Source organism: Tannockella kyphosi (assembly GCF_021054785.1).
In the GTDB taxonomy this organism is placed as follows: Bacteria; Bacillota_I; Bacilli_A; order Erysipelotrichales; family Coprobacillaceae; genus Tannockella; species Tannockella kyphosi.
In genome coordinates, this window is sequence record NZ_CP088239.1 from 1,714,267 (window position 1) to 1,740,985 (window position 26,719).

The 26,719-nt window shown below is 31.3% G+C and carries 24 protein-coding genes and 6 tRNA genes; 9 read left to right on the plus strand and 21 right to left on the minus strand.

Going from position 1 to position 26,719, the window contains the following annotated elements; all coding sequences use genetic code 11:
• Position 1: 1 nt before the first annotated feature.
• The 10 genes from LRR82_RS08280 to LRR82_RS08325 all read right to left on the minus strand — a co-directional run bounded on the left by LRR82_RS08280 (position 2) and on the right by LRR82_RS08325 (position 10,313).
• On the minus strand, positions 2–721 hold the full coding sequence (locus LRR82_RS08280; protein WP_249028963.1) for a GntR family transcriptional regulator: 720 nt from the start codon (positions 719–721) through the stop codon (positions 2–4).
• Positions 722–820: 99 nt separating this feature from the next.
• A complete protein-coding gene (gene nrdG / locus LRR82_RS08285) occupies positions 821–1,345 on the minus strand; it encodes an anaerobic ribonucleoside-triphosphate reductase activating protein (RefSeq protein ID WP_249030592.1) in 525 nt (174 codons plus the stop codon).
• On the minus strand, positions 1,335–3,629 hold the full coding sequence (locus tag LRR82_RS08290) for an anaerobic ribonucleoside triphosphate reductase (RefSeq protein ID WP_249028964.1): 2,295 nt from the start codon (positions 3,627–3,629) through the stop codon (positions 1,335–1,337). Before LRR82_RS08290 ends, nrdG begins: the two co-directional genes overlap by 11 nt.
• Positions 3,630–3,701: 72 nt before the next feature.
• Positions 3,702–5,327 (minus strand): B12-binding domain-containing radical SAM protein, encoded by a 1,626-nt coding sequence (locus LRR82_RS08295; RefSeq protein ID WP_249028965.1) that lies wholly within the window; start codon positions 5,325–5,327, stop codon positions 3,702–3,704.
• Positions 5,328–5,365: 38 nt separating this feature from the next.
• Positions 5,366–6,631 carry a M15 family metallopeptidase gene (locus LRR82_RS08300; protein WP_249028966.1) on the minus strand — a complete coding sequence of 422 codons (1,266 nt, stop codon included), beginning with the start codon at positions 6,629–6,631 and terminating at the stop codon, positions 5,366–5,368.
• Positions 6,632–6,655: 24 nt separating this feature from the next.
• Positions 6,656–7,210, minus strand: coding sequence for a Fe-S-containing hydro-lyase (locus LRR82_RS08305; protein WP_451923545.1), 555 nt, complete (start codon positions 7,208–7,210; stop codon positions 6,656–6,658).
• Complete coding sequence (locus LRR82_RS08310; RefSeq protein ID WP_249028967.1) at positions 7,210–8,055, minus strand: fumarate hydratase; 846 nt, start codon at positions 8,053–8,055, stop codon at positions 7,210–7,212. Before LRR82_RS08310 ends, LRR82_RS08305 begins: the two co-directional genes overlap by 1 nt.
• Before the next feature lie 9 nt (positions 8,056–8,064).
• Complete coding sequence (locus LRR82_RS08315; protein ID WP_249028968.1) at positions 8,065–8,898, minus strand: MurR/RpiR family transcriptional regulator; 834 nt, start codon at positions 8,896–8,898, stop codon at positions 8,065–8,067.
• A 235-nt stretch (positions 8,899–9,133) separates the two neighbouring features.
• Complete coding sequence (locus tag LRR82_RS08320; protein ID WP_249028969.1) at positions 9,134–10,078, minus strand: dipeptidase; 945 nt, start codon at positions 10,076–10,078, stop codon at positions 9,134–9,136.
• A gap of 1 nt (position 10,079) precedes the next feature.
• Positions 10,080–10,313 carry a hypothetical protein gene (locus tag LRR82_RS08325; protein ID WP_249028970.1) on the minus strand — a complete coding sequence of 78 codons (234 nt, stop codon included), beginning with the start codon at positions 10,311–10,313 and terminating at the stop codon, positions 10,080–10,082.
• Between the two features lie 59 nt (positions 10,314–10,372).
• On the opposite strand from LRR82_RS08325, the gene LRR82_RS08330 reads away from it, so the two are divergent.
• The 9 genes from LRR82_RS08330 to LRR82_RS08370 all read left to right on the plus strand — a co-directional run bounded on the left by LRR82_RS08330 (position 10,373) and on the right by LRR82_RS08370 (position 12,526).
• A complete protein-coding gene (locus tag LRR82_RS08330; protein ID WP_249028971.1) occupies positions 10,373–10,609 on the plus strand; it encodes an RDAC family protein in 237 nt (78 codons plus the stop codon).
• A gap of 70 nt (positions 10,610–10,679) precedes the next feature.
• Positions 10,680–10,755: transfer RNA gene (locus tag LRR82_RS08335), tRNA-Asn, on the plus strand.
• A 3-nt stretch (positions 10,756–10,758) separates the two neighbouring features.
• Positions 10,759–10,834 (plus strand) — tRNA-Glu (locus tag LRR82_RS08340).
• 3 nt (positions 10,835–10,837) lie between these two features.
• Positions 10,838–10,913, plus strand: a tRNA-Val gene (locus LRR82_RS08345).
• 20 nt (positions 10,914–10,933) lie between these two features.
• Positions 10,934–11,009: transfer RNA gene (locus LRR82_RS08350), tRNA-Thr, on the plus strand.
• 6 nt (positions 11,010–11,015) lie between these two features.
• Positions 11,016–11,091: transfer RNA gene (locus LRR82_RS08355), tRNA-Lys, on the plus strand.
• Between the two features lie 22 nt (positions 11,092–11,113).
• Positions 11,114–11,197 (plus strand) — tRNA-Leu (locus LRR82_RS08360).
• A 113-nt stretch (positions 11,198–11,310) separates the two neighbouring features.
• A complete protein-coding gene (locus LRR82_RS08365) occupies positions 11,311–11,940 on the plus strand; it encodes a rubredoxin-like domain-containing protein (protein ID WP_249028972.1) in 630 nt (209 codons plus the stop codon).
• A 1-nt stretch (position 11,941) separates the two neighbouring features.
• The gene (locus LRR82_RS08370; RefSeq protein ID WP_249028973.1) at positions 11,942–12,526 is read left to right on the plus strand and encodes a rubredoxin-like domain-containing protein; all 585 of its coding nucleotides are present in this window, start codon (positions 11,942–11,944) and stop codon (positions 12,524–12,526) included.
• Between the two features lie 30 nt (positions 12,527–12,556).
• Here the strand turns inward: LRR82_RS08370 and LRR82_RS08375 are convergent, their stop codons facing one another.
• The 11 genes from LRR82_RS08375 to LRR82_RS08425 form a co-directional block, all read right to left on the minus strand.
• Positions 12,557–13,459 (minus strand): hypothetical protein, encoded by a 903-nt coding sequence (locus LRR82_RS08375; protein WP_249028974.1) that lies wholly within the window; start codon positions 13,457–13,459, stop codon positions 12,557–12,559.
• 73 nt (positions 13,460–13,532) lie between these two features.
• Complete coding sequence (locus LRR82_RS08380; protein ID WP_249028975.1) at positions 13,533–14,693, minus strand: DUF362 domain-containing protein; 1,161 nt, start codon at positions 14,691–14,693, stop codon at positions 13,533–13,535.
• Between the two features lie 35 nt (positions 14,694–14,728).
• Positions 14,729–15,688 (minus strand): hypothetical protein, encoded by a 960-nt coding sequence (locus LRR82_RS08385; RefSeq protein ID WP_249028976.1) that lies wholly within the window; start codon positions 15,686–15,688, stop codon positions 14,729–14,731.
• Between the two features lie 8 nt (positions 15,689–15,696).
• Positions 15,697–16,362 carry an SGNH/GDSL hydrolase family protein gene (locus LRR82_RS08390; protein ID WP_249028977.1) on the minus strand — a complete coding sequence of 222 codons (666 nt, stop codon included), beginning with the start codon at positions 16,360–16,362 and terminating at the stop codon, positions 15,697–15,699.
• A gap of 112 nt (positions 16,363–16,474) precedes the next feature.
• Positions 16,475–18,661, minus strand: coding sequence for a sodium-translocating pyrophosphatase (locus LRR82_RS08395; protein WP_249028978.1), 2,187 nt, complete (start codon positions 18,659–18,661; stop codon positions 16,475–16,477).
• A gap of 358 nt (positions 18,662–19,019) precedes the next feature.
• Positions 19,020–19,772: an ImmA/IrrE family metallo-endopeptidase gene (locus LRR82_RS08400; RefSeq protein ID WP_249028979.1), complete on the minus strand. Its 753-nt coding sequence runs from the start codon at positions 19,770–19,772 to the stop codon at positions 19,020–19,022.
• Positions 19,756–20,112: a helix-turn-helix domain-containing protein gene (locus LRR82_RS08405; protein ID WP_249028980.1), complete on the minus strand. Its 357-nt coding sequence runs from the start codon at positions 20,110–20,112 to the stop codon at positions 19,756–19,758. The genes LRR82_RS08400 and LRR82_RS08405 overlap by 17 nt, the downstream gene beginning before the upstream one ends.
• A gap of 272 nt (positions 20,113–20,384) precedes the next feature.
• The gene (locus LRR82_RS08410; protein WP_249028981.1) at positions 20,385–23,288 is read right to left on the minus strand and encodes a DUF3427 domain-containing protein; all 2,904 of its coding nucleotides are present in this window, start codon (positions 23,286–23,288) and stop codon (positions 20,385–20,387) included.
• Positions 23,289–23,531: 243 nt separating this feature from the next.
• Positions 23,532–24,311 carry a uridine phosphorylase gene (udp, locus tag LRR82_RS08415; protein ID WP_249028982.1) on the minus strand — a complete coding sequence of 260 codons (780 nt, stop codon included), beginning with the start codon at positions 24,309–24,311 and terminating at the stop codon, positions 23,532–23,534.
• A gap of 43 nt (positions 24,312–24,354) precedes the next feature.
• Positions 24,355–25,470 (minus strand): Mbeg1-like protein, encoded by a 1,116-nt coding sequence (locus LRR82_RS08420; RefSeq protein WP_249028983.1) that lies wholly within the window; start codon positions 25,468–25,470, stop codon positions 24,355–24,357.
• Positions 25,471–25,547: 77 nt separating this feature from the next.
• Positions 25,548–26,633 carry a YeiH family protein gene (locus tag LRR82_RS08425; protein ID WP_249028984.1) on the minus strand — a complete coding sequence of 362 codons (1,086 nt, stop codon included), beginning with the start codon at positions 26,631–26,633 and terminating at the stop codon, positions 25,548–25,550.
• Positions 26,634–26,719: the final 86 nt, after the last annotated feature.

A 26,719-nucleotide genomic window follows, 5' to 3' on the forward strand; every position in this document is an offset into this window, starting at 1 on the left:
ATCACTTGTCCCCCAGTCTTGACACAGAGCCAGTATACTTGAACATATTTCCATCTAACGTATCGATACCTAAAAAGAATGGTGTCCCATTTACATGTTCCACATGCGTAACATGCAATGTTACTGCACTACTAGGAATATGTAAAATTCTAGACTCAAACTTAGAAGCACTTTTTGCTTCAATAACTTCTAAACGATGATTGTCCCCTTTTTCTACAAGATACTTTGCAAACAAATCTTTTACAAACATTTTTGTATCTTTCGATTTCATACCTGGGAAAAACTTCTTTGGAAAATATAAATCTTCTAACGATAAAATAGTTGTTCCTGCACGACGGATACGACGCAGTCGATAAACTTCTTCATCCATTGGGAAATTTAAATATACCTCACAAACATGACTTGCTTTCATTTTTTCAAAAGAAATTACTTCATAATGAATTTTTCCATATTTCTCAACAATTGTATCATTATCTTTTACAATAACTTTATTAACTGCAATTTCATTTTTATGTCTAGAAACTACTACGCTAGACCCTTTTTTACGATGAGCATAACCTTCTTGGATTATTTCATCAAAAGCACGTCTTACTGTCATACGAGAGACACCAAAGTGTTCTGTTAATTCTCTTTCTGTTGGTAAACTTTGTCCTTCTTGGAATGCACCTGATTCAATTTTTGATACTAAATACTTTTTTATCTCTGGGTATTTCGAAGCCATAATATTCCCTCCTAATATATTACTTGATGGTTTATTATAATACCATCTTTTTTCAATTTGTAAACAATTTAGACACCAAAAAAGTAGGAATTTTTCATCCTACCTTAATTGACCAAATGAATCAATTTCATGAACAATACATTTATTATCTTCTAAACTCTTTTTTATATCAATAATTCGCTGATTTTTAGATCCTCGATAATATAATGATAAGCTACGTTGTTCTTTTTCAAACCTTCCATCAACTACACTATCACATGAGAAAAACAATTCTTTTTGTTCCGGTAACAAAGAATCCACTTGTTCATAAACATATCCTGTATACATCATAACCGGTAACTTCAAATTACGTGCTGCTTTAATAATTTCTAAACAAGCCAATGCTTGTAGCATTGGCTCTCCACCACTTAAAGTAATTCCATCTAATAGCGGATTTTCTTTTATCTCTTGAATCAATTGTTCAATTTGATAAATCTCTCCACCATCAATAGCATGACTTTCTGGATTATGACAACCTTCACAATGATGATAACAACCTTGACAAAATATAGCATAACGAATACCTGGTCCATCTACAATAGACTCTGCTACCTTCCCAAACAAACGAATGGAATTACATGTCATGTTTGACACGATCTTTTTCTTCTGCTCGTTTGCCATCATTAAAACGATCCACTGTTCCTACCAAGTATCCTGTAATACGACGAATTCTTTCAAACCCTTGATGTTCTTCTTCTTTTCTACCACAACATGGACAAACATCATCAATGATTCCATTATAACCACAAACTGGATCACGATCAATTGGGTGATTAATTGCACCATATCCAATATTAGCGTCATGCATTGCACGAACTACTTTTTCAAAGGCAACTAAGTTCTTTGATGGATCTCCATCCATTTCAACATAACTAATATGCCCTGCATTGGTTAGTTCATGATAAGGTCCTTCTATATTGATTTTCTTATGAGCACTGATTGGGTAATATACTGGGACATGGAAACTATTTGTATAGTATTCTCTATCTGTAACACCTGCTATTTCACCATATATCTCTTTATCCATTTTAATAAATCTACCAGATAATCCTTCTGCCGGAGTAGCAATTAACCCATAATTTAAACCTGTTTTTTGAGCTTCTATATCTAATAAACGTCGCATATGTGAAATGATTTGTAACCCTAAACGTTGCGCTTTTTCACTTTCACCTTGATGTTCCCCAATTAATGCTTTTAATGTTTCTGCCAACCCTATAAATCCTACAGATAAAGAACCATGCTTAATTACTTCCCCTACTGTATCATCAGCTTCTAATTTTTCACTATCTAACCAAACTCCTTGTCCCATTAAGAAAGGATAGTTTTTCGCTTTTCTAGCTGCTTGAATTAAATATCTTTCATGCAGTTGATCCACACATAAAGCTAACATCTCATCTAACTTTTCATAAAACAAAGAAACATCTCCTTTTGCTTGTAATGCTAGACGAGGTAAATTAATAGACGTGAAACTTAAATTTCCTCTACCACTAGTTACTTCTCTTTGTTTATCATGAACATTTGAAATAACTCTTGTACGACATCCCATATAAGCAATTTCTGTCTCTGGAGTTCCTTTATAATATTGTTTATTAAATGGTGCATCTACAAAAGAGAAATTAGGGAATAAACGTTTAGCAGAAGTACGACACGCTAATTGGAATAAATCATAATTAGGTTCTCCTTCATTATAATTAATACCTTCTTTTACTCTAAATATTTGAATTGGGAAAATAGGAGTTTCTCCTTTTCCTAATCCATGTTCTGTCGCTAATAAAATATTACGTACTGCCATTCTACCTTCACTAGAAGTATCCATTCCATAATTAATAGAACTAAAAGGTACTTGTGCTCCCGCACGAGAATGCATTGTATTTAAATTATGAATAAATGCTTCCATTGCTTGTGCAGTTTCACGATCCGTATTAGCATAAGCTTCTTTATCACAATAAGCTAAAATACGATCAATATCTTCTACTCCTTCTTGTTTTAATACATTTTTTAATTCTTCAAAAAATACATCATTACCATCTAATGTTGGTTTATGTTGTAATTCTTTTTTGTATTTCTTTGACAAAGCTTTTCCATCTTTATCACTTAATAAATTCAATGCTTGCCCTAATGCTGCATAATACCAAGTAATATATGATTTTTTAACGCCTTCTGCCATTCCATAATCAAAATTGTAAATAGCTTGTCCTCCATGTTGATCATTTTGATTCGATTGAATCGCAATACAAGCTAACGCTGACATAACAGTAATCGAATTAGGTTCACGTAAAACCCCATGACCTGTTGAAAAACCATCTTTACATAATTTAATAATATCTATTTGACAACATGTTGTTGTTAATGTTAAGAAATCCATATCATGAATATGTATATCTCCATCTTGATGAGCCTTTGCATGTTCCGCTTTTAAAACAAACATTAAATTAAATTGTTTCGCAGATTCTGTACCATATTTTAACATAGTACCCATCGGAGCATCTCCATTTACATTCGCATTTTCTCTTTTTAAATCACTATCTTTTGCATCTGTAAAAGTAATCTCATGCATCGTTGTCATTAAACGTGATTTCATATCACGTTCTCTGGTACGTCCATGACGATATACAATATAAGCTTTCCCTACTTTTGAATAACCTTTTTCCATTAATACTTCTTCTACTGTATCTTGGATTAGTTCTACGGTAGGTAATTCACTTTTCTTTTCTAATAAACGTGTTTCCACTAATTTAGCTAGTTCTTCTATTATTTCTAGCTCCATTTTCACATTACAAGCTTCAAAAGCTTTATTAATTGCAATTTCAATCTTTTTAGGATGAAATTCTTCCAAACGACCATCTCTTTTACGAATATTCTCTATCATGTTATAAATCCTCCCCTGGTAAGTATTATTATATCTTTTTTTAAGCATGAAATCATGCAATATTAATGATTACTAACGATATTTTTTTAAAGTTACTTGCATATCTTTATAGATGGCTAATAGATAGCCATCTTTGCATTTTTCTACTACTCCATAACGGAAAACTTCCTCCTTATTTAATTGATAGGTATCAATTAAATAATGCATTGTTTCTTTCCGATTTTCTATTTTTGTTTGCCACCATTTTTTAGGTTTTACTTTAGATAATTGTAAATAATCTTCTATTAGTAGTTCTTCTACATCTAAGTTTATGGTTATACAATACTGATATAAATAATAAAATAGTTCATCATTTTGATAATGAATTGTTTTATAGTTTTGTTCTTTATAGAAGACACCTAGGTGATAGAAGAAATAAAATGGAGAATCAATTTGTTGAATAATATAATCCATTGTTTTTTTACATTTTCCACTATTCCAATATTTTTCTAACATATCTTCTGCTAAGTGAATATCTTGGATATCTTGTTTACTTAAATCATTTCCTTCGATTAGTTCATAAGGAGCATGTTGTTGATAGTGATAACCATAAAAATCAGCTTCTTTGCGTAGATTCGTTCCTCTCAGTAGTTTTAAGAAACCTAATTGTAATTCTTTAGGATGAAAAGAAAACACATCATCAAATGATTTAGCAAATCTTTCTTTTGTTTCTAAAGGTAAACCAGCAATTAAGTCTAAATGAAGATCAATAACTTTTGCTTCTTGTAATTGAATAATAACTTCTTTTAAACGATTAAAATCTTGTCTTCTTTTTACAATTAAATTTGTTGGATCATAAGTAGATTGAATACCTATTTCATAACGAAATACTCCAGGAGTAGCATATTGATGCATATAATCAATTATTTTTTGATCTAACACATCTCCATTAATTTCAAATTGACATTGTACATCAAGACGTTGTTTAGAAATAATATGTTTGATAATTTCTAAGGCATGGCTTGTTTTTGCATTGAAACTACGGTCTAAGAATTTAATTGTTTTTACATTGGTTGCAAAGATTAAATCTAATTGTTTTTTGATATATTCAATACTATAAAAAGTTAATCCTTTTTCTAAAGAAGATAAACAATAACTACATTGATAAGGACATCCTCTACTTGTTTCAAAATATAAGATACGATGATTCATACTATCTAAGTCTTGTTCTAATACATAAGGTGAATCAAAAGCTTCTATTACTTCTAAAGGTACTGATTCACATTGCTCATAACTACGATTTGTTTTACTACTAATACCGATTCTATTAGGAGTTTGATTTAATTCAATACATTCTAATAAATAAGGAAAAGAAACTTCTCCTTGTCCACTAATTATATAATCTATCTCATAAGTATCTAAAAAAGGATCAATATCATAACTTACTTCAGGACCACCTAAAATAATAACAATATCCTTTCTACTTTTTAACATACTACAAATATCTTTAATATATTCTACATTCCAAATATACACACTAAAAGCAACAACATCCACATTCGCTTCCATAATACGATCCACAACATGTTGTTTTGTATCTTTAATTGTGAATTCTTGGAACTGTACATCATGTTTTTCTTTACTAGCCACATATAACAATCGTAATGATAACGATTTATGAATATATTTTGCGTTCAATGTTGTAATTAGTGTTTTCATAACTTTCCTCATGAAAATAATCTAGAGTTTTCTCTAGATTATTTTTCTGTTACTTCTGGAATAATATAATTTTCTAAACAATATTCTTCAAAAGTAACTCCTTCTTCATAAATTTCTGTTGCTACCTCTACTCCTACATAACGTAAATGCCATGGTTCATGAGAAATACCTGTAATATCAGCAAAATCTTCATCAAAACGGACAATAAATCCATATTTATAAGAATTTTCTAATACCCATTGATATTCTTCTGTATCACCAAAAACCATACGTTCTCCATCAATTACACTTTGTGATGTTAAATCAATTCCTAATCCTGTTTGATGTTCACTAGCCCCTGGTACTGCTACATATTCTGCAGCATATAATCCACCATAAGTATCTTCTCTATCTTGATAAATAGCAGCTTGATCTTCATAAGAACGATAAGCACTATTTAATACTAAATAATATCCTTCACTTGCTGCATCATCTACCATTTCTTCTAAATCACTAACCGCAACTTCTCTGACATAATAATTTTCACAATCATCCGCAATAGGAATATCTGGTATTACTAAATCACTTGGTTCATAACTAGCGGCTAAATAGAATCCTTTTTTTACTAAATTCAAAATGTTATCTGGATCAGTTAACGTATATTCTTGCATTCCACTTTCATAATTATAAGAAAAAATAAATGGATAATTAACGATAGCTACTGTATATTCACTACTTTCATATACATCCGCTAAATCAATATAATCTTGTAAGTTTTGAATAACATATCCTTCAATAGAACGATATTCTGCTGTTTGTTTGGCAGTTAAATTATTATCGATTATATATTCTAAATCTTTAATCGAAGCTCCATAAACTAACATATCCCATACATCTTGGTCATCATATCCTAATCCATCTAAATCAATCATCTTATCTTGATATACTTCATCAATAAACGCTACTACTTCTTCTTTTTCTAATTCACTATTATCAACATAATAGTTTTGATACTCATCATAAGAATCAATATACTCACTTGATTCTAACCAAGTACTAATATCTTCTAAATAATCATAAGATAAAATTAATTGTGCTTCTTCTTTTTCTAAAGATAAAATATCACTTGTTTGTCCAAATGAATATCCTTTTACTAACAATTGAATTCTTGTTAAGTTTAAAAATATAACTCCTGCTATCACAAAAATTGTTAAAATCGCAATAACCACACCAATACGATCAAATCGAAATCTATTTCTTCTACCATAACTACTACTATAATTACTACTATAATAATAACTATTTTTCTTTTTAAATAATCCCATTATAATACCTCTTTTCTATCTATGTTATTTCCCTTTATTGTTTAAATAATCATTTTTTCCAAATTCATACTGATCATTTCCATCACTATCAAACAATACTACTAAAGGCATGTCTTCTATTTCTAAACAACGTATTGCCTCTGGTCCTAAATCTTCAAACGCTACAACTGTAGCAGACTTCACACAAGAAGAAATAATAGCTCCAGCTCCACCAATAGCACCTAGATATACTCCAGTATGTTCTTGAATTGCTTTTTTCACTTCTTCATTACGATAACCTTTTCCAATCATAGCACGCATCCCTAAACTAATAAACAATGGTGCATAAGCATCCATTCTACCAGATGTTGTTGGTCCACCACTACCAAAGACTTCTCCTGGTTTACTAGGAGTTGGGCCAACATAATAAATAACTTGATCTTCTAAATCAATAGGTAAATCTAATCCTTGATCATACAATTCTTTTAATCTTTTATGAGCACTATCACGCCCTGTATAAATAGTTCCACTTAAATAAATAGTTTGCCCTGCTTTTAAGTTTTTTATTTTTTCTTTTGTAAGAGGTGTTTGTATTTTCATTATAAAGATACCTCCGTATGTCTAGCCACATGGCAACAAATACTTACTGCTACTGGCATTCCTGCAATATGAGTTGGAAATGTTTCAATATGCAGTGCTAACGCTGTTGTCTTACCACCATAACCTGCTGGTCCAATTCCCATTCCATTAATAGCTTCTAACCATTGTTTTTCTAACAATGCATAACGTTCATCAGGGTGATTGGATCCAATGGTACGAATCATTGCCTTTTTAGCTAATTGAGTTACTTTATCAAAAGTACCTCCAATCCCAACACCAATCACCATCGGTGGACAAGCATTCGGCCCAGCACTTTTCACAACATCATAAACAAAAGCCTGGATTCCTTCAATCCCATCACTTGGTTTACACATCTTAACCTGTGACATATTTTCAGAACCAAAACCTTTGGGAACAACTTGAATATCAAATCTTTCCCCTTCCACCAACGTATAATGAATAACAGCAGGTGTATTATCAAATGTATTCTTTCGATCAAAAACAGGATCACTTACAATTGACTTACGTAAATATCCCTCTTCATATCCTTCTCGAACTCCTTGTTGGATTGCTTGTTCCAAACTTCCACCAACAATATGAACTTCTTGTCCGATTGTTATATAGATAGTAACCATCCCAGTATCTTGGCAGATAGGCATCCTTTTTTCTTTTGCAAGCGTTGCATTATCTATTAATACTTGCAGTGTATCTTTGGCTAATGAATAATCTTCAGCTTGATGAAAAGCTGTGATTCTTTGTTGTAAATCACTAGGCAAATGACAGTTTGCTTGAATACACATATCTTTGATAGTTGTTGTAATCAATTGACAATTTATTTCTCTCATAGTTACTCCTTATGTCGTATAGTTATCATCATCCAAGCGATCTTTGATGCTTGGATAGTATAATGCATAATAACGTAATGATAGTAATTCCATAGCCATTAATAAAGTATGTTTTCCCATCTTACGATTTTTTCTTGATCCTATTAATAATGTATAATCCACTGGTATTCCTAAATCAACATTCTCATTACTTGTAATTAAAATGATTTTAGCATTTGATTTCTTTAAATGTTGTAAAATTTTACTAGAAGCATTTGTATAATAACCATTTACTGTAATCACCACAGCAATACTATCTTCTGTTAAATTCTTTGCACATTCCAATTGACGTTCTGGTTCCATATGCGCCAATGTAAACTTCTCTAACATCAATAAATCTGTTTGTAAGTGTAAAGCTGCAGAATGTGAAAATTGAGTTCCAAAAAAAGCAATATTTTCATGATCATGAATTGCTTCTAAAATGCGATCAGCCACATTCCAATCAAAATAACGAGACATATCTTGCATGCACTCCGCTACTTTTTTAGCATATTGATTGGTTGTTTCTAACGGATTTTCTTTCATTAGATCAAAAGGCATATCAATTAAATTATTGAACTTTTTCGATTGTGAAGAAAAAGTATAACATTCTTGCTTTAAATGAGCAAAATTTTCATATCCTAAAGAACGACAAAAACGTGAAATAGTAGCAGCAGAAACATAACATTCTTGTGCTAACTGACTAATCCCCATGGTAGATACTTTTTGAAAATTATGAGCCATATACCATGCAATTGCATAATTTGTATCCAATTCACTAGTAGTATCTAAAAATATAATTAAACGATAAAATAAACTTTTCATTTTTGTCCCTCCCTCGTAAGATTATACACTAATTTATAATTATTGAAAACTATGAATAATCACATATTTTACATCAATTAAGACAAAGTACTGCGTTATTTTTTAACTATACTATAGCTGTAGTTTAAAAACTACTCTTATCTCTATAAACCAATTGTAACCTTCCTAAATCTTCATCTCTCTCCTACGATTTAAGATTGGTTACAAACAGCACTCACAAGAGTGCTGTTTTTCTTTATAAAAATTGTTGATATACACGTAAAACATTTTTAGAAGTTATCTTATCAATATCTTCTTCACTAAAACCAGCTTCTTTTAAAGCATCTAACAACAAGTACATATATCCTGCATTACGCAATTCTAATTTACCTTCAATTCCATCAAAATCACTACCTAGTCCAATTACATCTATGCTTCCAATATCTCGAATATATTGAATATGTTTTACCATATCCTCTACCCTACTATTCATTTGATCTTTTTGTAAAAAAGGTCCATAAAAATTAATACCGATAACCCCACCACGTTGATCAATACAACGAATTTGTTCATCTGTTAAATTTCTAGAAACATCACAAACACTTCTTGCATTACTATGACTTGCAACAATTGGTTTTGTTGTATATTTAAAAACATCTTTAAAACCAGCATCACTTAAATGAGAAACATCAATCATCATACCAAGTCTTTCCATTTCTTTTATATAAGCAATACCAAACTCTGTTAACCCTAAATCTTTTTCATAACAACCAGGATATCCAATACTATTTGGATGATTCCAAGTTAATGCAATCATACGAACACCTAATTCATAATATTCTTCTAATGTATCAATTGAATCAAAAACAACATCACCTTCTTCTAAAGTTAATAAAGCACCTACTTTCCCTTCTTCCTTACACTTCTCAATATCTTGATAAGTGTAAATAGGTTGAATAAATTCTTTATGACGTTCCATTTCTTCATAAAAACAGGCAATGGATCCATTAACATGATCATAACGATCAGATACTTCTTTTAAATCAGTAAAGATTGCAAAATTTTGAATTAAATAATTTGATTTATATAATTTTTTAATATCAATATGATACTTATTTTGATATAAACTATTTGCTATTCCATTACGGTAATCATAAAATAATTTCCATATCGTATCACAATGCATATCAACAATAAACATCTTATAGTACCATACCTTGATACATTGATGTATCTGCTTTTGCTTTTTCTAACCATTCTTTTGCTTCTATCATTGCTTCATCTTCTTTATCACCTTCAATAATACCAATACACACTAAATGATAAACATCATAAATACTTTGCCACATAGCATCTAAATCATCACTTCCTTTATCTGCTTGTTCACTTTCTAAATATAATTCTAAACTTCTTCCTTCTTCAATTAACTTTTCCATCTATATTCTCCTTGCAAAATAATTAAACTAATTATATCATGATAGTAGGAGGACATACAATGAAATCAATGAGTACTTTCGATGTATTAGATATAAATAATTTATTTAAACAACAAAACATAGACTATATTTTAAAATTAAAAGATGCTTGTGGTAGTCAATCACTTACTTTAGTTTGTACTGGTAAAGAAATAGAGATAGGGGAATTATGCGATATAATCAATACTTTTTTAAAACCTAAATTTATTCAAATAAAACCAAGTTCTATAAACCCTTATAATCTAATTATTTTCTAGAAAAAAAATTAAATAATACTTGCATTGGTTTATTATTAGTGCTATTATATTTAAGCATTCACATTGCAATGCTTGAGTAGCTCAGTTGGTAGAGCAATCGGCTGTTAACCGATCGGTCGCAGGTTCGAGTCCTGCCTCAAGCGCCATGTGGCTCGTTGGAGAAACGGTTAACTCACTTGCCTTTCACGCAAGCATTCACGGGTTCGAATCCCGTACGAGTCACCATATGGAGGTTTAGCTCAGTTGGGAGAGCATCTGCCTTACAAGCAGAGGGTCAGCGGTTCGAGCCCGTTAACCTCCACCATTTTATTTGTTTGTTTGCTTGCCGGCTTAGCTCAATTGGTAGAGCAACTGACTTGTAATCAGTAGGTTGAGGGTTCAAGTCCTTTAGCCGGCACCATTTTTTGACCTGCTAGCTCAGTTGGTAGAGCATCTGACTTTTAATCAGAGGGTCAGGCGTTCGAGTCGCCTGCGGGTCACCATTTTAATTTATTTTTTTCATATGCGGGTGTGGCGGAACTGGCAGACGCACTAGACTTAGGATCTAGCGCCTTTGGCGTGCAGGTTCGATTCCTGTCACCCGCACCATTTGAAAATGCAGAACTAGCTTAGGCTAGTTTTTTTATTTGTTCATATTATTTACTTTTTATTATAAAGAAGAGTATACTTTGTATATACAATATAAGAAGGAGAATACGAAAATGGAGAAATGGAAATGTTCCATATGTGGATATATCCACGATGAACAAGAAAATGGTTTATTCAAAGAATTACCTGATGAATATGTTTGTCCTTTATGCAAAGCTGAAAAATCAGCGTTTGTCTTAGTAGGAGAAACTGTTATCAAAAAAGAAACAAACACGAATATTTTATTAAAAGAGTTTTATGAATTTACGAACCTAGAAAAAAGTATCCTTTGTTCAAATCTAGCAAGAGGATGTCAAAAACAATACTTAGAAAGAGAAGCATCTTTATTTACTCAACTGGCCAATTATTTTCATTCAAATAAAGAAAATGCAATATCTAATGATTTCGTTAATTTAGTTAGCTTAAATAAATTTGATATAGACTCACTTATCCCAACTATTGAAGCCGTTAGTACCAAACATAATGACCGTGGTGCTCTCCGTGCTTTAGCATGGAATCAAAAAGTATCCATGATTTCTTATCAAATAATGGAGAACTACAAAAAAGACAAAACCTTAGAAAATCAAAGAATTCATGTTTGTACTATTTGTGGATTTATTTATATTGGTGATTCTTTGCCAGAATTATGTCCGATATGCAAAGTACCAAACTATAAGTTTGAAGAAATCAAAGGAGGTCTATAAAATGTCAAAATCATATGCTGTGCGTAATATAGCACTATGTACAAAAGATTGTTTATGTCTTTATGTTTGCCCTACTGGTGCGGCAGATACTGAAAACAGTATTATCGATATGGAAAAATGTATTGGATGTGGAGCTTGTGCAAACGCTTGTCCTTCTCGTGCCATATCTTTGGTTCCTAGGGAATTCCCACCTCAACAAAGACACGATGATGAAGTATTACTTGCAATGAATACATTATTATCAAGCAAAGCAAACCAAGAAAATATAGCGAGTACAATTGATAGTAAATTAGCCAAAGCAATTGAAAAATCGAATCGTATTATGGCAGAAGACATTATCCGAGAAGCTGGCTATATGTTGCCTCAAAGTGCAAATACTAGAACTTTCTTAGAATCACAAGTGGATAACCCAGATATCAAAGAAATCGTTACTGAATTAATGAGTTTGATTCAACCCAATGAAAAAGTAGTTACCAAAGAAATTTGGACATGTTCTATTTGTGGTTATATCCACACTGGTGAAATGAGTCCAGACTTTACTTGCCCTCTTTGCAAGCAACCAGCTAGCGCATTTACAAAATCCTAAAAAAAAGACACCGGCACGAATGCTGGTGTTTTATTCTGTCGTTGTATCTTGCGAGTCATCAGTTACTGTATCATCACTTAATGAACTATCATCTTCTTGAGTATCCGTTGAATCACTATCATCTCCCGTTGAAGAATCATCCGGAGTTGTATTATCATCTAACGATGTATCATCTGATGCACTGTCATCATCCGTGACATCTGACGAAGTGCTATCATCTAAACTATCTGATGATGAACTATCACTAGAACTATTTGATGAAGAACTAGTTGTACTATTTGATGATGAACTATCACTAGTGCTGTTTGATGAGGAACTAGTTGTATTACTTGCTACCTCTTCCTCTTCTTCCTCTACATATACAAGAATAACAGACTCCACACTATTTCCACTATCATCTGTTGCAATCACTTTTACTTCATATTGCCCAGCATTCGTAGCATCATAATCAATATCTTCAAACTCCAATGTTACATCGGATAAATCATCAACGCTAACATACTCTTCAAAATCAATCAAAGCATAATCCGTACCTACTTCTACTGTCACATCACTAATTTCTTCAAACACAGGTACTGTCGTATCAACAATACAAACCTCAAATATTTGTACATCTCCTAAATAATTAGCTGTCCCTTGATAGTCCCCTTTAGCAGGATATTCTTGATCTTGTTCATATACGAAATCTATATCAATAACAGTATCTTCTAATAGATTTGTATTATTACTATCTACAAATTCACTAATCTCTAAAGATATTATTTCTCCATATTCATAATAGAAAGTTTCATCATATAAAACCAATATCTCTTCATCTTCTTCTATCACTTCTTCTTGCGTCATGTCTAACAAATAAACACCTACAAATAATGCAAATGACAAAAATACTGCAATACCTTTTTTTAAATTCGTATCAAAGAAATTATCTATCATAATCTAACCCCCATTTCTTATTTATCATACACTTTATAACAAAGAAAATATTCTTTCTTGTCACAAAAAACAATTATAATTTAAATATTTCCAATTTCTTTACTTCAATTGCCTTTACTGGACATACTTCATGACAACAAAAACAATGAATACATTGTTTACGAATAATTTTTGCTTTTTTATCTTTTATTATAATAGCATCTTTTGAACATATTTCCTTGCATTTCCCACAACCAATACATCTTTTTTTATCAATAACAGGATGTGGTGCAATAGTATGTTCTATTTTTTTAACAATAGGACGAATAAAACTTGGAACAAATGCTGCAAAATCAGTATTCGCATTATTTTTACCAGTATAACTTTCTGGTAATTTCCAATTAGAAATAGGTTCTAATAATGTTTCATCACCAACTATATCTTTTTTATCAAAAGATTCACTACATAAATTACGACTATTTGCTGCTTTTAAATAAGGAACACGCATCGCATTTAAATTCATCATGCCTGCTATTGCTAGATCCAGTTGGTACATATTTTCACTAGCCATTACGATTCCAACATTGCGGGGATTTCCCCCAGCAGGTCCGTCTCCTTCCATCGCTAATATTCCATCCACAATAGCAATATTGGGAGGTATCGCCTCCAATAAATCTACTATCATATGTCCAAATCTCTCTTTATCAGGAAAACGCATATGCCATTCTGATTTTTTTAACCCTGGTATAATACCAAACATATTTTTACAAGCTGCACTCATTCCTGTCATAACATGTGTTTTCATTTTCGGTAAGTTAATAATATAATCTGCTTGTAAAACAGGATTGATAATATCAAATTGTTTAGCAACTTGTCCATCTATATCTATGGTTGTAGATTGACATAATGTATATAAAGCAACCCCTTCTTCGTTACATACTTTCGTCAACCCACAAACTTGATACAATGATTTCATTTGACCAGAATTATATATTCCTCCAGCAGAATCTAAAACTAAGATATTTTCTCTTTTAGCTCCTCTTGAAAGACAAGCTTTTATTGCTCCTCTTAGTATTTCAGGATGAGTCGTAACTGCATGTTCTGGAATATGTTTTGCAAGTAGATTGGGTTTTAAGATTATTTTCGTATTCTCATTAATCTGTTTTGTACTTTCCAGCTGACAAAACATATCCTCCACCACTTCAACAGCATCTTGATAACCATTCACTTTTTTAATATATACTTTTTCTTTCATATCTAACTCCTACTTAAAAAGCAGATTACTCTGCTTTAGTTTATTGCCATACAATATTTTTGTTCCCCAATCACAAAACGTAATACATTTGAACCAGTAATTTTTTCATCTTCTATTTTTGCAATAGCATGAATAGTTACTATATCCCCTTGTTCCATACTTTCATAATCACCTGTAATAAAATCACTTCCATCACTTTCTTCCAATAACAAAGTACCTAAATAAGATTGATAATCTTCCAATACAAAAATAACTTCTAATAAATCTTCTAACTCCATATCATCTTGTCCTAAATACTCTATTTCAAAAACCACATGACCATACTTACTCTCTTCTAGGCTTAAATCATAAAAAGTATAAAAATAATCATGATTTGTTGGTTCCACAATATCACTATACTCTAATGTTGTTACTTTCAAACTACATAAATCTTCTATTTCAATTACTTCATTTAATTCTACTTCTTGATAACCTAACATCATTGCTTCTTGATAAGAACCTGGATTCGTTATATCATTTTGATCTTCTAGTACATATTCATTATCTCCAACATTGAACGTCATTTCTAACGCTAAACTATCTTCACTCATTTCATAAGGTACTTCAAAAATAAAATGCATATAAGTATCTTGGTCTGTCGTATAGGTAGATGCAAAATTATTTTCTAATTCAATCTTTTCTTCTGCAAAATAAGTAGTTGACTCATGAATTACTGTTAAATCTAACTCCTGTTGCCAATCCATTTCTTGTGTTACATTTGTTATTGCTACAATAACATGAAAGAAAATACTATCTTCTTCACTAACAACATAACTAGTATAAGCCCCATCTTTTGTAACAGGATTTATTTCATATGCGAATTCAATTGTATCAATTGTTATATTATATCCATCACATTCAATTTCATCCATTAAATAAACAACTTCGCTCTCTTTAGCGTTTGCACATCCAACCAATAAGATAGATAGAGCAATAAATAAAACTATTTTTTTCATATTTTCTCCTAATCTTCTAGTAATTCCTTTACTACAGGTATAATCTTACTTGATAAAAGTTGATAACCAGTATCACTAAGATGTAAACCATCCACATAGTATTCTAATACACCTTCCTTATTTTCGTCTACAAATTCTTCATAAACATTTAAAAAACTTGTTTTTTTATCACGAATCAATTCTTGATACATCATAAAAATCATTTCTAATAATACATTATTACGAATACCACCTTCTATTTGATATCCTTTTAAATGTTCTACACAAGGCAAAGTAGAAACTAACAATATTTTTGTTTCTGGTAAATTACCACGAATAATATCAATAATCATTTTTACATTTAAAGCAATATTTCTAGGAGAATCCTTTAAACGTATCCCTAAATCATTTGCACCTACTAAAAGAACTACTACTTTAGGATTATACTTAATAACACCTTCATCAACAACTGTTAATAACTGTTGAGAAGTTGCACCACTAATACCACAATTATATTTAATAGGAAATGTTGGATAATAGGTATCTATATCACATTGTTCTGTAATAGAATCTCCAAAAAATACAACTCCACCTTCTTTACAATCTTGATTTGTTTCTACAATTCTTAAAATTGTTCTCACTTGAAAATCTCTTAACTGACTATACCCTGGGTTATAACTCATTGATTCTTTCATCTTATTTTTCTCCCTCTATTTTTTACAATTATAGCACAATAAAAGGATAAGCACATTGTGTTTATCCTTTTATGAAAATCATTTTTCCATAAAAAAAGGTCTTACGACCTTTTTAACTAAAGAATTGTAAAATAAAGGAAACTAGGTTAATTTGAGCAAATACTGGTACTACTACTAAAGATACGGTTGACATAATTTTAATAAAGATATCTAAACAAGGTCCTACTGTATCTTTTAGTGGATCCCCAACTGTATCTCCTACTACGGCAGCACTATGAGCCATACTTCCTTTTCCATAATTTTCTAATCCATCTGCTTCAATATATTTTTTAGCGTTATCCCAAGCTCCACCAGAATTTCCACTGAAAATAGCGATCATAATAGCACAAATTGTTGCACCAATAATCATACCACCTACAAACTCTGGCCCAAAAACAAATCCAGAAACAACAGGAACTACGATTGCAAGCATACTAGGTACTTTCATTTCTGCAATTGCTCCTTTAGAAGAAATTTCAATACAGCTTTTATAATCAGGTTTCCCAGTTCCATCTAAAATACCTGGAATTTCTCTAAACTGACGACGTACTTCACTAACCATTTTACGTGCAGATTTACCTACAGCTTCAATTAACATTCCTGAAAATAAGAATGGTAAAGCTCCACCAACAACAACACCTGCTAACACCATCGGTGACATAACATTAAGAACTAGTTCCGTTGCAACATCATTATAAGAATATAAGTAGGATATCATCAAAGCTAATGCAGCTAATGCTCCAGAACCAATGGCAAATCCTTTACCAATCGCTGCTGTTGTATTTCCAACAGAATCTAAAGTATCTGTTATTTTACGTACTTCTGGGTCTAATCCACTCATTTCTGCAATACCACCTGCATTATCAGAAATCGGACCGTAAGTATCTACAGAAACAGTTGCAGTTACAAAAGATAACATTCCTACTGCAGCCATAGAGACACCATACATACCAGAAACCATATAAGAAAGTAATATACTAGTTGCTAGTACAATAGCTGGAGCCATTGTAGATTTCATACCTAAAGCCAATCCTTGCGTAATCGTAATAGCTGGTCCTTCTGTTGCAGAATGAGCTAATAGTCTTGTTGGATTATAGTCAGCAGAAGTATAATGTTCTGCAATTGTACCAATGATTACTCCTGCAACCACACCAACAGTAGCTGCTATCCATGGAGAAAATGCTCCCATTGTAAACCCTAATGCATCTTTCATTACTTGTCCATCCATTGAACTAAACATAAAATAAGAAACACCAAGACCTAATGTAATGGTTAATATAGCTGCCATATAAGTAGCACCATTTAAATCCTTATGTGGATTATCAGACATATTCTTTTTAAACAATAAAGATGCAATCGCAATAATACATGCAATCAAACCTACTGATACCAACACTAAAGGAAATAAAATACAACGTTCTAATAAATCAGTAGTCATCCCTGTACCTAAAGCAGTTGATTGCAACAACATATGATAAGCTAAAATAATACCTGCCGAAATAGAACCAACAAAACTTTCTAATAAATCCGATCCTAACCCCGCTACATCACCAACATTATCCCCAACATTATCTGCAATCGTTGCTGGATTTCTTGGATCATCTTCTGGTATATGAGCTTCTGTTTTTCCAACTAAGTCTGCACCCATATCAGCCGCTTTGGTATAAATACCTCCACCAACACGATTAAACATCGCCACAATAGAACACCCTAATGCATATCCTGATAAAGTCATTGTAAAAGGAATAAAACTTAATCCTAATAAATTAACATACGTTGCTTCTGTTACATAAACTTGTCCCATCATAATACCAAAGACAACATAAACAATAAACAATCCTAATAAAGCAAACCCTCCAACACATAAACCCATAACTGAGCCACCTTGAAAAGCTACCTTTACAGTTTCACCAATATCTCCTGTTTCTCTAGCTTTATTAGAAACACGAACATTTGCATAAGTAGCAATTTTCATTCCTATCATTCCAGCAAAACCAGACATAACAGAACCAAGAACTAACGCTACTGCTGCATGCCATGTTGTAATAAACGCTAAAACAACTGCAACTACTATCACTACCGAATAAAGAATCTTATACTCATAACGGATGAATGCATTCGCTCCTACTCTAATAGCATCAGCTATCTCACTCATCTTTTCTGTTCCCTCTGGCATCTTTTTCACTTCTTTAAAATTAAAAGCTGCAAAAGCCAAAGATAAAATTGCTGCAAAAGCAACTACTACAATAACTACTTCCATACTATTTTCTCCTCTTTCGACAGTCTCCCTACTGTCTAATTCTATATAACACCATAAAAATCCACCCCCCAGTTTCATTTTTATATCATTATATAAGGAATTTGAAATAATACCCCAATAAAGCTATTATAACAATTTTTTCACATAAAGAATATACTTTTCCCTTATAAATCTTATTCAACTTGCTTCTTTTTATGAAAATATATTTGCAACTTATAATTTCAAATGTTGTTTTATTCAAATACTACAAATTACTCTATTATCAGGATTCTACATATTATCTAACATAAAAATTCAAATTAACATTCATAACATTCCACTAGCATTAGTGATGCTACGTTTTATCAAAAATAAGTCATCATTCATTTAAATCCACACCTTCATCACTTATTCCATAAACTATATCAGATCGATATGCATCCAATAACAATTCCGCTCTTTTTCCATTACTCACCAACTCTTTTTGTGCGATTTCTTCCACAATTCGAATATATTCACCAGTTGTAAAATACTTCTTATTATTCGGTGATTTCATATACAAATCAGGTTCATAACCTAATTTCATCGCTTCTCTAGTTATACCAATATTTGAAAACTTATCATAGTCACCATAACTTATATAGTTTTCTGTACATAACCTTAGTAACATTGCAGTATGACTGATTTGAAAAAATTGTTCTGCTCGTATTATTTCCTCTATCGTCCATTCTCTTACACCATCTTGATATTGTCTTAAAGCATCATATGGCATTAATAGATAAGAGGCAAACATGTCAGCTTCCTTTTCAGAATCATTTTTTTCACCTTTTAACTTCATATCACAAACGACATTTTTTAAACCTTCCTCAAACAGTACATGATAAAGTTCATGAGCCAATGAAAATCTTTGCCTTCCTAGTGAGGTTTCAGAATTAATACCTATTAAAATATAATCCTCTGTTTTTGTACACATACCACTTATTCTAGATGATAACGGATAATAAATAATAGTTATTTTCATTTCTTTCCACGCATTAACATGAGCAAATATATCAATTGGAGAATACGCATCCTCGTTAAACCATTTTCTTACTTTTAAAGCATACGAATTAAGTTCAATCTCTTTTTTCATCTTCGTTTTCCTCCACAATGCGACTCATAAATCTTATATTAGCTGCTATTTTATTCATCATTGCAATACTTTCTAAATCTTCTACTTCAATATTATTAGCTCTGAACGCAAAATCAAGAGGCACAAACCCTTCTTCTTGTCCAAAAAGATATTCTTCACTGCAACCATATAAATTACATAGTTTTTCAATCAGTTCAACACTTAACTTCCTTGTTCCATTTTCTAATTTAGCTACCATACTTTGATCAACTTTTAAATATTTGGCCATTTGTTCTTGTGTTATTTTACTTCCTTTTCTCAAACTCTTTAACTTTTGACGAACCACATCATTTTTCTCCATAACAGCATCTCCCATTTTTCTTTTTATCTTACAATATAATTATAACATATATTGTCATATTTTTAATGCTGTTTATAGTTGATTTTATGACAACACTATTTATTTCAAATAATACATGTGGTTTTTACAATAATAAAAGAGAGAAACCTGCAAAGCCTCACGTTATCTCTCTAATTTGTTTGATAATTATTTTCCTTTTTACTAACAAAAGTATCTAATACCTTTCTTCAAGGAGCAACCACATTACTTTGTAGTTCTTAGATTCAGCTTTTTTATTTTTCAGTAATATAACGATAGACATCTTCTCGAATCGGTGTCTCTAATTGCCATTCTATTTCTACTACTGATACTTTTGTATTTGGCATAACAACTTCTTCCGCTTTACCTGTTGCATTCATTCTCCCTAGATAATAAAATTCTTTTGCAGTCTTATCATCTTTGTTTTTTCTAACAAACAAATCAACTTTAATATTCTCTTTTTTTGCACCCAAGAACATTTGAACATCTTTTGATAATAAGTTTTTATTTTGTTTAGATATTGCAATTATTTTATCAGAAGAAATAAAACGATCTTCATAACGAGTCTCATCATTTATATCACTATCTTTTTCATAATTAATAAAAACAGGAAATGTTCTTGTTTTTTCATTATATAAGTATCCACCAATGTTTTGTGCCACAATACTTTGATGCCACTCTAATAATCTACACACATCCTCATACGTATATTTTTGATATAAAACAAGAGAAGAGTTTAGATATCTATTACTATAATATTTATGATAACGATATTTACCATACGCTATTAATTCAACTATCATTTCTTTAAAATTATAATTATTTAAGTAATTCGAAAATTCATCACTAATCTTTACACCATCTGATGTTTTAACAACAAAACAACAATCTTGATATGTTTTTGTTGAAATCCCAGTAATAAAATTAGCAGATAATACATTTACAACATTCTCAATCGTATTTCCACTTACCACAATATTATGTTTTGTTTGCATCACTTCTTTAAAAGTAGTTTCGACATCTTTTCCATCTAATAAAATAGATAGCATTTCTAACTCATGTACACGTTTGGCATTGAGTAGTTTCTTAGATATAAATTCTATCATTCTATCTTCTACAGGAGACAATCTAACAACATAATCTTTTTCATACTTCACTAAAAATTTATAATAAGAACCAAGTGTTTGATGATCAAAAATACATTGCACATCCATTTCACCATATATCTCAAAATCCATCAATGTTGGTATTTTCCCAATTTTATTCTTTAAATTCGTATAATTTTCTTTAATCAATCGAACAACACTAAAATTAGCCGCATCGATAGATTCAAATATTTTTTTCTTTGCTATTGCATCAAAATGAATTGTTGAAGTTCCAGGAATAATTCTCTCTCCCTCCATTACAAATCGACGAATCGTATCCTTGTTAAAACTACGATCACCATACAAAGCTATTGGTATCATAAAATTAGTTTCATAGTTTCCAATAAAATCCAATATAACGACATAATCTTTCTCGTTGTCTTTTCTAAGCCCTCTCCCTAACTGTTGCACAAATACAGTTGGACTTTGTGTTGGTCTTAACATCACGACTTGATTTACCTCAGGTATATCCACACCTTCATTAAATATATCAACTGTTAGTAAATAGTCTAATTTGTCATTTCTGTGATCACTTACTAGTCTTTGAATAGCTATTTCACGTTTTTCTTGTGAGTCACTACCACTTAATACAAGTGTAGATAACCCTCTTTCATTCATTTTCTCACTTAACTCTTTTGCTTCTTCATTGCGACTACAAAACATCAATCCTTTTACTCGATCTCCCGAATATCCGTAATATGCCGCTTTTTCCATAATATAATCAACACGTTCTTCACATATTAAATCATTGAAATCTGATTGTTTATTTATCAATACTTCTCCATCGACATGAAAATCAGTCACACCAAAATAGTGAAACGGGCACAACATATCTGCTTCCATCGCTTGTTGAAGACGAATCTCGTAAATAATATTATGATCAAACATTCCATAAATATCAATCCCATCCATTCTTTCAGGACTTGCAGTCATTCCAAAATAAAAGCTAGGCAAAAAATATTTCATAATACTATTATAACTTAATGATCCTGCTCGATGAACTTCATCAATAATAATGACATCAAATTCAGATTTATCAAACTTAGAATAAACCTCTTCTTTTGCCATCATATTCATTGTTGAAAACAAGTAATCTACATTTGTTTCTTTCGAAGTTCCTGATAATAATCCAAATGTTTTCGTATTACCAAATATATTTTTAAAACTTTTTATAGCTTGTTTTGCAATTTGTTCTCTATGTACAATGAATAATACTTTTTTAGGATTCTGTTCAAACATACTAAATGCTGCCGCATATGTTTTTCCAGTTCCTGTCGCAGAAATAAGAAGCCCTCTTTTTTCTCCCTTTTTTAATAATTCTTGATAGTTATGAATTACCTTTTGTTGCATTTCATTTGGTTTTAAGTCATAGATGATGGTTTGTTCTTCTTTTTTAGCAATTACTTTTTTCTTAGCATACTCTATTTCATAGTTTTCTATAAATTCATTAAACTGATAAGTATCCTCACTAACCCACAATTCTTCAAATTCCTCTAAAATATGATGAATATATTCACCTTGACTTGTAGAAGTAACCTTTGTATTCCATTCCTTATTCACACTTAATGCTTTCGCTGTTAAATTAGAACTACCTACAATAACGGTATAATTGCTATCATTCTTAAAAATATATCCTTTCGTATGGAAACCAACATTTCCTGATTCATACATTCTAAGTTCTATATTACGATAAGAATTTAATTTATGCAGTGCCTTCGGATCTGTAAACATTAAATAGTCCGTAGTTAGCACTCTTCCCTTAATACCTTTTTGTTCTAACACTCGTAACGTTTCTAAAAGTTGTACTAACCCACTTTGTGTAACAAATGCGACACTAATTATAAATTCTTCGCATCGATTAAACTCTGTTTCTAATGTAGTTAACACTCTTTTTCTCTCTTTATAATTATTGGAAACAAATTCCGGTTTATAAGAAGATGTTTTTTTACTAGCAGCATCAATAAACGCTATTTCTAATCCATCTTTTATTTCTTGTATTACTTTATTAGACATACCATCAACTCCTATCTTTAAAATTATAGCATTATCTAAAATGCGATCATAGCATTAGATAACAAAAAGGACTATTTCTGGTAAAAACAGTCCTTTTCTAGCCTATAATTCAATAAGCAAGATTTTTAATTTATTCATTTTCATATCCAACAATCTTTTATATCCTATTACTTTTTGCTCCTCGCCTTTCAACTTTTGTCCTATAAATCTATCCTCTTTATTTATGATAAAAGAGGTGTATTACTACACCTCTTTGTCTTCTTCTATTAAAATACGAATTGCTTCTATTGCTACTTTAATTGGTAATTCTGTATCATGGACAATTGGATTTTCCATTCCTAATGCATTACGTTCTTGATTACCCATTACTAAGAAATTGGATCCACAACGTACTTTCAAATGACTTGCAACAATAAATAAGGCTGCTGATTCCATTTCAGAAGCTTTACATCCTAGTCTTTTCCAAGCTTCCCATTTATTTAACAATTCATAACTTACTGGCATTACTTCTGGTTCATGTTGACCATAAAAAGCATCTTTACATTGAACTACACCTGTATGATAGGGTGCTCCTAATTTTTTAGATGCTTTTACCAAAGCATTTGTGATATCTAAATTAGCGACTGCAGGGAATTCAATAGGAGCATATTCTTTACTTGTTCCTTCATTACGAATAGCGCCTGTTGCAATAACAACATCTCCACCCTTTACATCTAAATCAATACCCCCACAAGTACCAACACGAATAAATGTATCAGCACCACAACGATACAATTCTTCCATTGCAATAGAAGCACTAGGCCCACCAATTCCAGTAGAAGTTACACTTACTTTCACTCCGTTTAACCATCCTGTATACGTAACATATTCTCTACTATCTGCCATTAATACTGGATTATCAAAAAAAGCCGCTATTTTAGCACATCTTTTAGGATCTCCTGGTAAGATAACATATCTACCAACATCCCCTGGTCTTAATTGAACATGATATTGTAATTGTTCATCATCTGTATACTTTTGCATTATAAATACCTCTTTTCTTCTATCCCCATTCTATCATGAATAGTTATTTATTTGTATTATTTTTAATCATCAATATGTCTGCTGCTTGTTCTACTAACATACCCGCTAACTCAAACATAAATTTCCTTTCATCACTTTGTAGATTCGTAAATCCTACCAATCCTTGAATCCCTTTATTAATATTTAAATTCTTCATATCCGACAACGTCTTCATTTCCATTGTATCTAACCACAAAGATAAACTATCCATTAATCTTTTTCTAGTCTCCGAATCCTTGGTAAGTACTAATTGATGAAAAGAAACTAGTAACTCCTCACTTTCAACACTAAAAGAAGAAAGATATTCAAATGAATCAACTTTACATTTCCATGATGTTGCATCATGTTGACGTAGTCCAGGTGCATAAGAAGCAATCACTTTCATTTTTTCTTTATGCTCCAACATTCTTCCTATCACTGAACACTCAGGTACATAATTTGTTATTTTAGGAAGAATACTAGCAAGCTCTTTATCATGATAAAATTCTGGTAAAAATCCCGGTCCATCAAAACTAAATACTTTTTGAATATAGTGATGATCATCACTATCCATAATAGCTGCAACCATAGCCAAATGAGCACCCTTTGAATGTCCACCTAAATATAATTTAGTCTTTTTAAATAATCCCTTTGACTTAGGAACCTCTTTTAAATATTCACTAGCTAATACATGTCCATGTATTGCTGGTGAATATAAAAGCTTCACGTTTTCTTTCCATCCTAGAATTGTTCGATCTGTACCACGATATGCTACAAACTTAGTATTTTCCTCTAATTCAAAAGTCATTGCTGCAAATTGTGTTATGTTATCACAATCATCTAAAATAACATACCTAGATAAAATAATATCACGATATCTTCTAGCATCTTTTACTTTATCCAACACTTCTAAGATTCTTTGCGAAAATATATACGTATCCTTATTCCCTTGTTCTTTAAAATAGTCTTGATATTTTTGACAAGCTAATGTTAAAGGAACCACGGTTTCTTTATTAATCCCTATTTCTTCCCACGTTATATAAGCTAACAAAGAAAGAACTAGTGCATCCACTTCATTAAATTCTTTTTCTTTCATTGTTATATCGTGACGATATAACAAATAAGTAACGATATCTTCCATTTCATTCACCCTCTATCTTTATTTTATTCAACTCCATTAAAAAGTTTAAAAAGAAAAAATACTTATTTCTAAGTATTTTAAACTAATCCCATACTATATTCTACCACAATTGCAACAATAACAACCAATAAAGAAATAATAAATCCATGTAACATTGGTTTTGTTCCTGCTTGTTTCATATCTTTAAAACTAGTATGAAACCCTATCGCTGCCAAAGCAGCAACCATTAAAAACTTACTAATATCCTTTGCTAGTAGAGACACATTGCTTGGAATATAGCCAAGACTATTAAGAATAGCCATCATTACAAACCCAACAATAAACCAAGGAAATAAAGCTAAGAAAGGAACTGATTTCTTTTCCACTTGATGATGATGTAGAATCTCTCCTATTTGTTCTGTTTGACTTACTTCATAAGCATTTATTTGTAACTTAGTTGCTTCTTGATTTTCTTTCTTTTTTAAATACATATGAATACAAGCAAAAATTACTACCGTAGGTATAATCGCTAATGTTCTTGTTAGCTTTACCATTGTCGCAAAATCACCAGCTGCTTCACTAAAAGCATACCCTGCAGCAACAACACTCGAAGTATCATTGACAGCTGTTCCAGCCCATAAGCCATATGCCATATCACTCAATCCTAATGCATTCCCCATAATTGGAAAAGCCAAAATCATTAACATATCAAAAATAAAAGTAGCAGACATTGCATACGCTATTTCTTCATCTTTTGCCTCAATAACTGGAGCTATTGCCGCTATCGCTGAACCTCCACATATTCCTGTCCCAGCAGATATAAGATTTGATATCTTCCAATCTAATCCTAATAATTTCCCAATAAAATAACCACCACCAAAACATGTCAATAACGTAAAAAACATCACCGTAAGAGACATTCTCCCTACCGTTAATATCGTTTGAATACTTAAAGAAGCCCCTAATAAAATAATCGCTAATTTTAATAACTTCTTTGATGTAAACTTAAACCCTTCTTTTAAAGAATCTACCTGAAAGAAATGATTCCCAAACATTCCCAAAAACATCGCTATAATCGATGCTCCAATCATATGAATCGGTAACAATTCTTCGATCCATTGTGCTACAAATGCAACCAAGAAACAAACCAATACTCCTGGTATAATTTTTATTATTTTATTCATTTTCATACCTCCATGGTTGATTATATAACAAATTATTGATAAAATAAATTAATTAGATTTTATGAATTGATAAATATATCTTATTA

Bases quoted from the DNA above. Each gene is read 5' to 3' on its own strand.
- LRR82_RS08290 (WP_249028964.1), bottom strand. From the start codon at position 3,629: ATGATAGAGAATATTCGTAAAAGAGATGGTCGTTTGGAAGAATTTCAT.
- LRR82_RS08280 (WP_249028963.1), bottom strand. From the start codon at position 721: ATGGCTTCGAAATACCCAGAGATAAAAAAGTATTTAGTATCAAAAATT.
- LRR82_RS08390 (WP_249028977.1), bottom strand. From the start codon at position 16,362: ATGAAAGAATCAATGAGTTATAACCCAGGGTATAGTCAGTTAAGAGAT.
- LRR82_RS08395 (WP_249028978.1), bottom strand. From the start codon at position 18,661: ATGGAAGTAGTTATTGTAGTAGTTGCTTTTGCAGCAATTTTATCTTTG.
- LRR82_RS08410 (WP_249028981.1), bottom strand. From the start codon at position 23,288: ATGTCTAATAAAGTAATACAAGAAATAAAAGATGGATTAGAAATAGCG.
- LRR82_RS08300 (WP_249028966.1), bottom strand. From the start codon at position 6,631: ATGGGATTATTTAAAAAGAAAAATAGTTATTATTATAGTAGTAATTAT.
- LRR82_RS08305 (WP_451923545.1), bottom strand. From the start codon at position 7,210: ATGAAAATACAAACACCTCTTACAAAAGAAAAAATAAAAAACTTAAAA.
- nrdG (WP_249030592.1), bottom strand. From the start codon at position 1,345: ATGACATGTAATTCCATTCGTTTGTTTGGGAAGGTAGCAGAGTCTATT.
- LRR82_RS08400 (WP_249028979.1), bottom strand. From the start codon at position 19,772: ATGAAAAAAGAGATTGAACTTAATTCGTATGCTTTAAAAGTAAGAAAA.
- LRR82_RS08375 (WP_249028974.1), bottom strand. From the start codon at position 13,459: ATGATAGATAATTTCTTTGATACGAATTTAAAAAAAGGTATTGCAGTA.
- LRR82_RS08315 (WP_249028968.1), bottom strand. From the start codon at position 8,898: ATGAAAAGTTTATTTTATCGTTTAATTATATTTTTAGATACTACTAGT.
- LRR82_RS08295 (WP_249028965.1), bottom strand. From the start codon at position 5,327: ATGAAAACACTAATTACAACATTGAACGCAAAATATATTCATAAATCG.
- LRR82_RS08365 (WP_249028972.1), top strand. From the start codon at position 11,311: ATGGAGAAATGGAAATGTTCCATATGTGGATATATCCACGATGAACAA.
- udp (WP_249028982.1), bottom strand. From the start codon at position 24,311: ATGCAAAAGTATACAGATGATGAACAATTACAATATCATGTTCAATTA.
- LRR82_RS08310 (WP_249028967.1), bottom strand. From the start codon at position 8,055: ATGAGAGAAATAAATTGTCAATTGATTACAACAACTATCAAAGATATG.
- LRR82_RS08420 (WP_249028983.1), bottom strand. From the start codon at position 25,470: ATGGAAGATATCGTTACTTATTTGTTATATCGTCACGATATAACAATG.
- LRR82_RS08405 (WP_249028980.1), bottom strand. From the start codon at position 20,112: ATGGAGAAAAATGATGTGGTTCGTCAAAAGTTAAAGAGTTTGAGAAAA.
- LRR82_RS08330 (WP_249028971.1), top strand. From the start codon at position 10,373: ATGAAATCAATGAGTACTTTCGATGTATTAGATATAAATAATTTATTT.
- LRR82_RS08320 (WP_249028969.1), bottom strand. From the start codon at position 10,078: ATGTTTATTGTTGATATGCATTGTGATACGATATGGAAATTATTTTAT.
- LRR82_RS08380 (WP_249028975.1), bottom strand. From the start codon at position 14,693: ATGAAAGAAAAAGTATATATTAAAAAAGTGAATGGTTATCAAGATGCT.
- LRR82_RS08325 (WP_249028970.1), bottom strand. From the start codon at position 10,313: ATGGAAAAGTTAATTGAAGAAGGAAGAAGTTTAGAATTATATTTAGAA.
- LRR82_RS08425 (WP_249028984.1), bottom strand. From the start codon at position 26,633: ATGAATAAAATAATAAAAATTATACCAGGAGTATTGGTTTGTTTCTTG.
- LRR82_RS08370 (WP_249028973.1), top strand. From the start codon at position 11,942: ATGTCAAAATCATATGCTGTGCGTAATATAGCACTATGTACAAAAGAT.
- LRR82_RS08385 (WP_249028976.1), bottom strand. From the start codon at position 15,688: ATGAAAAAAATAGTTTTATTTATTGCTCTATCTATCTTATTGGTTGGA.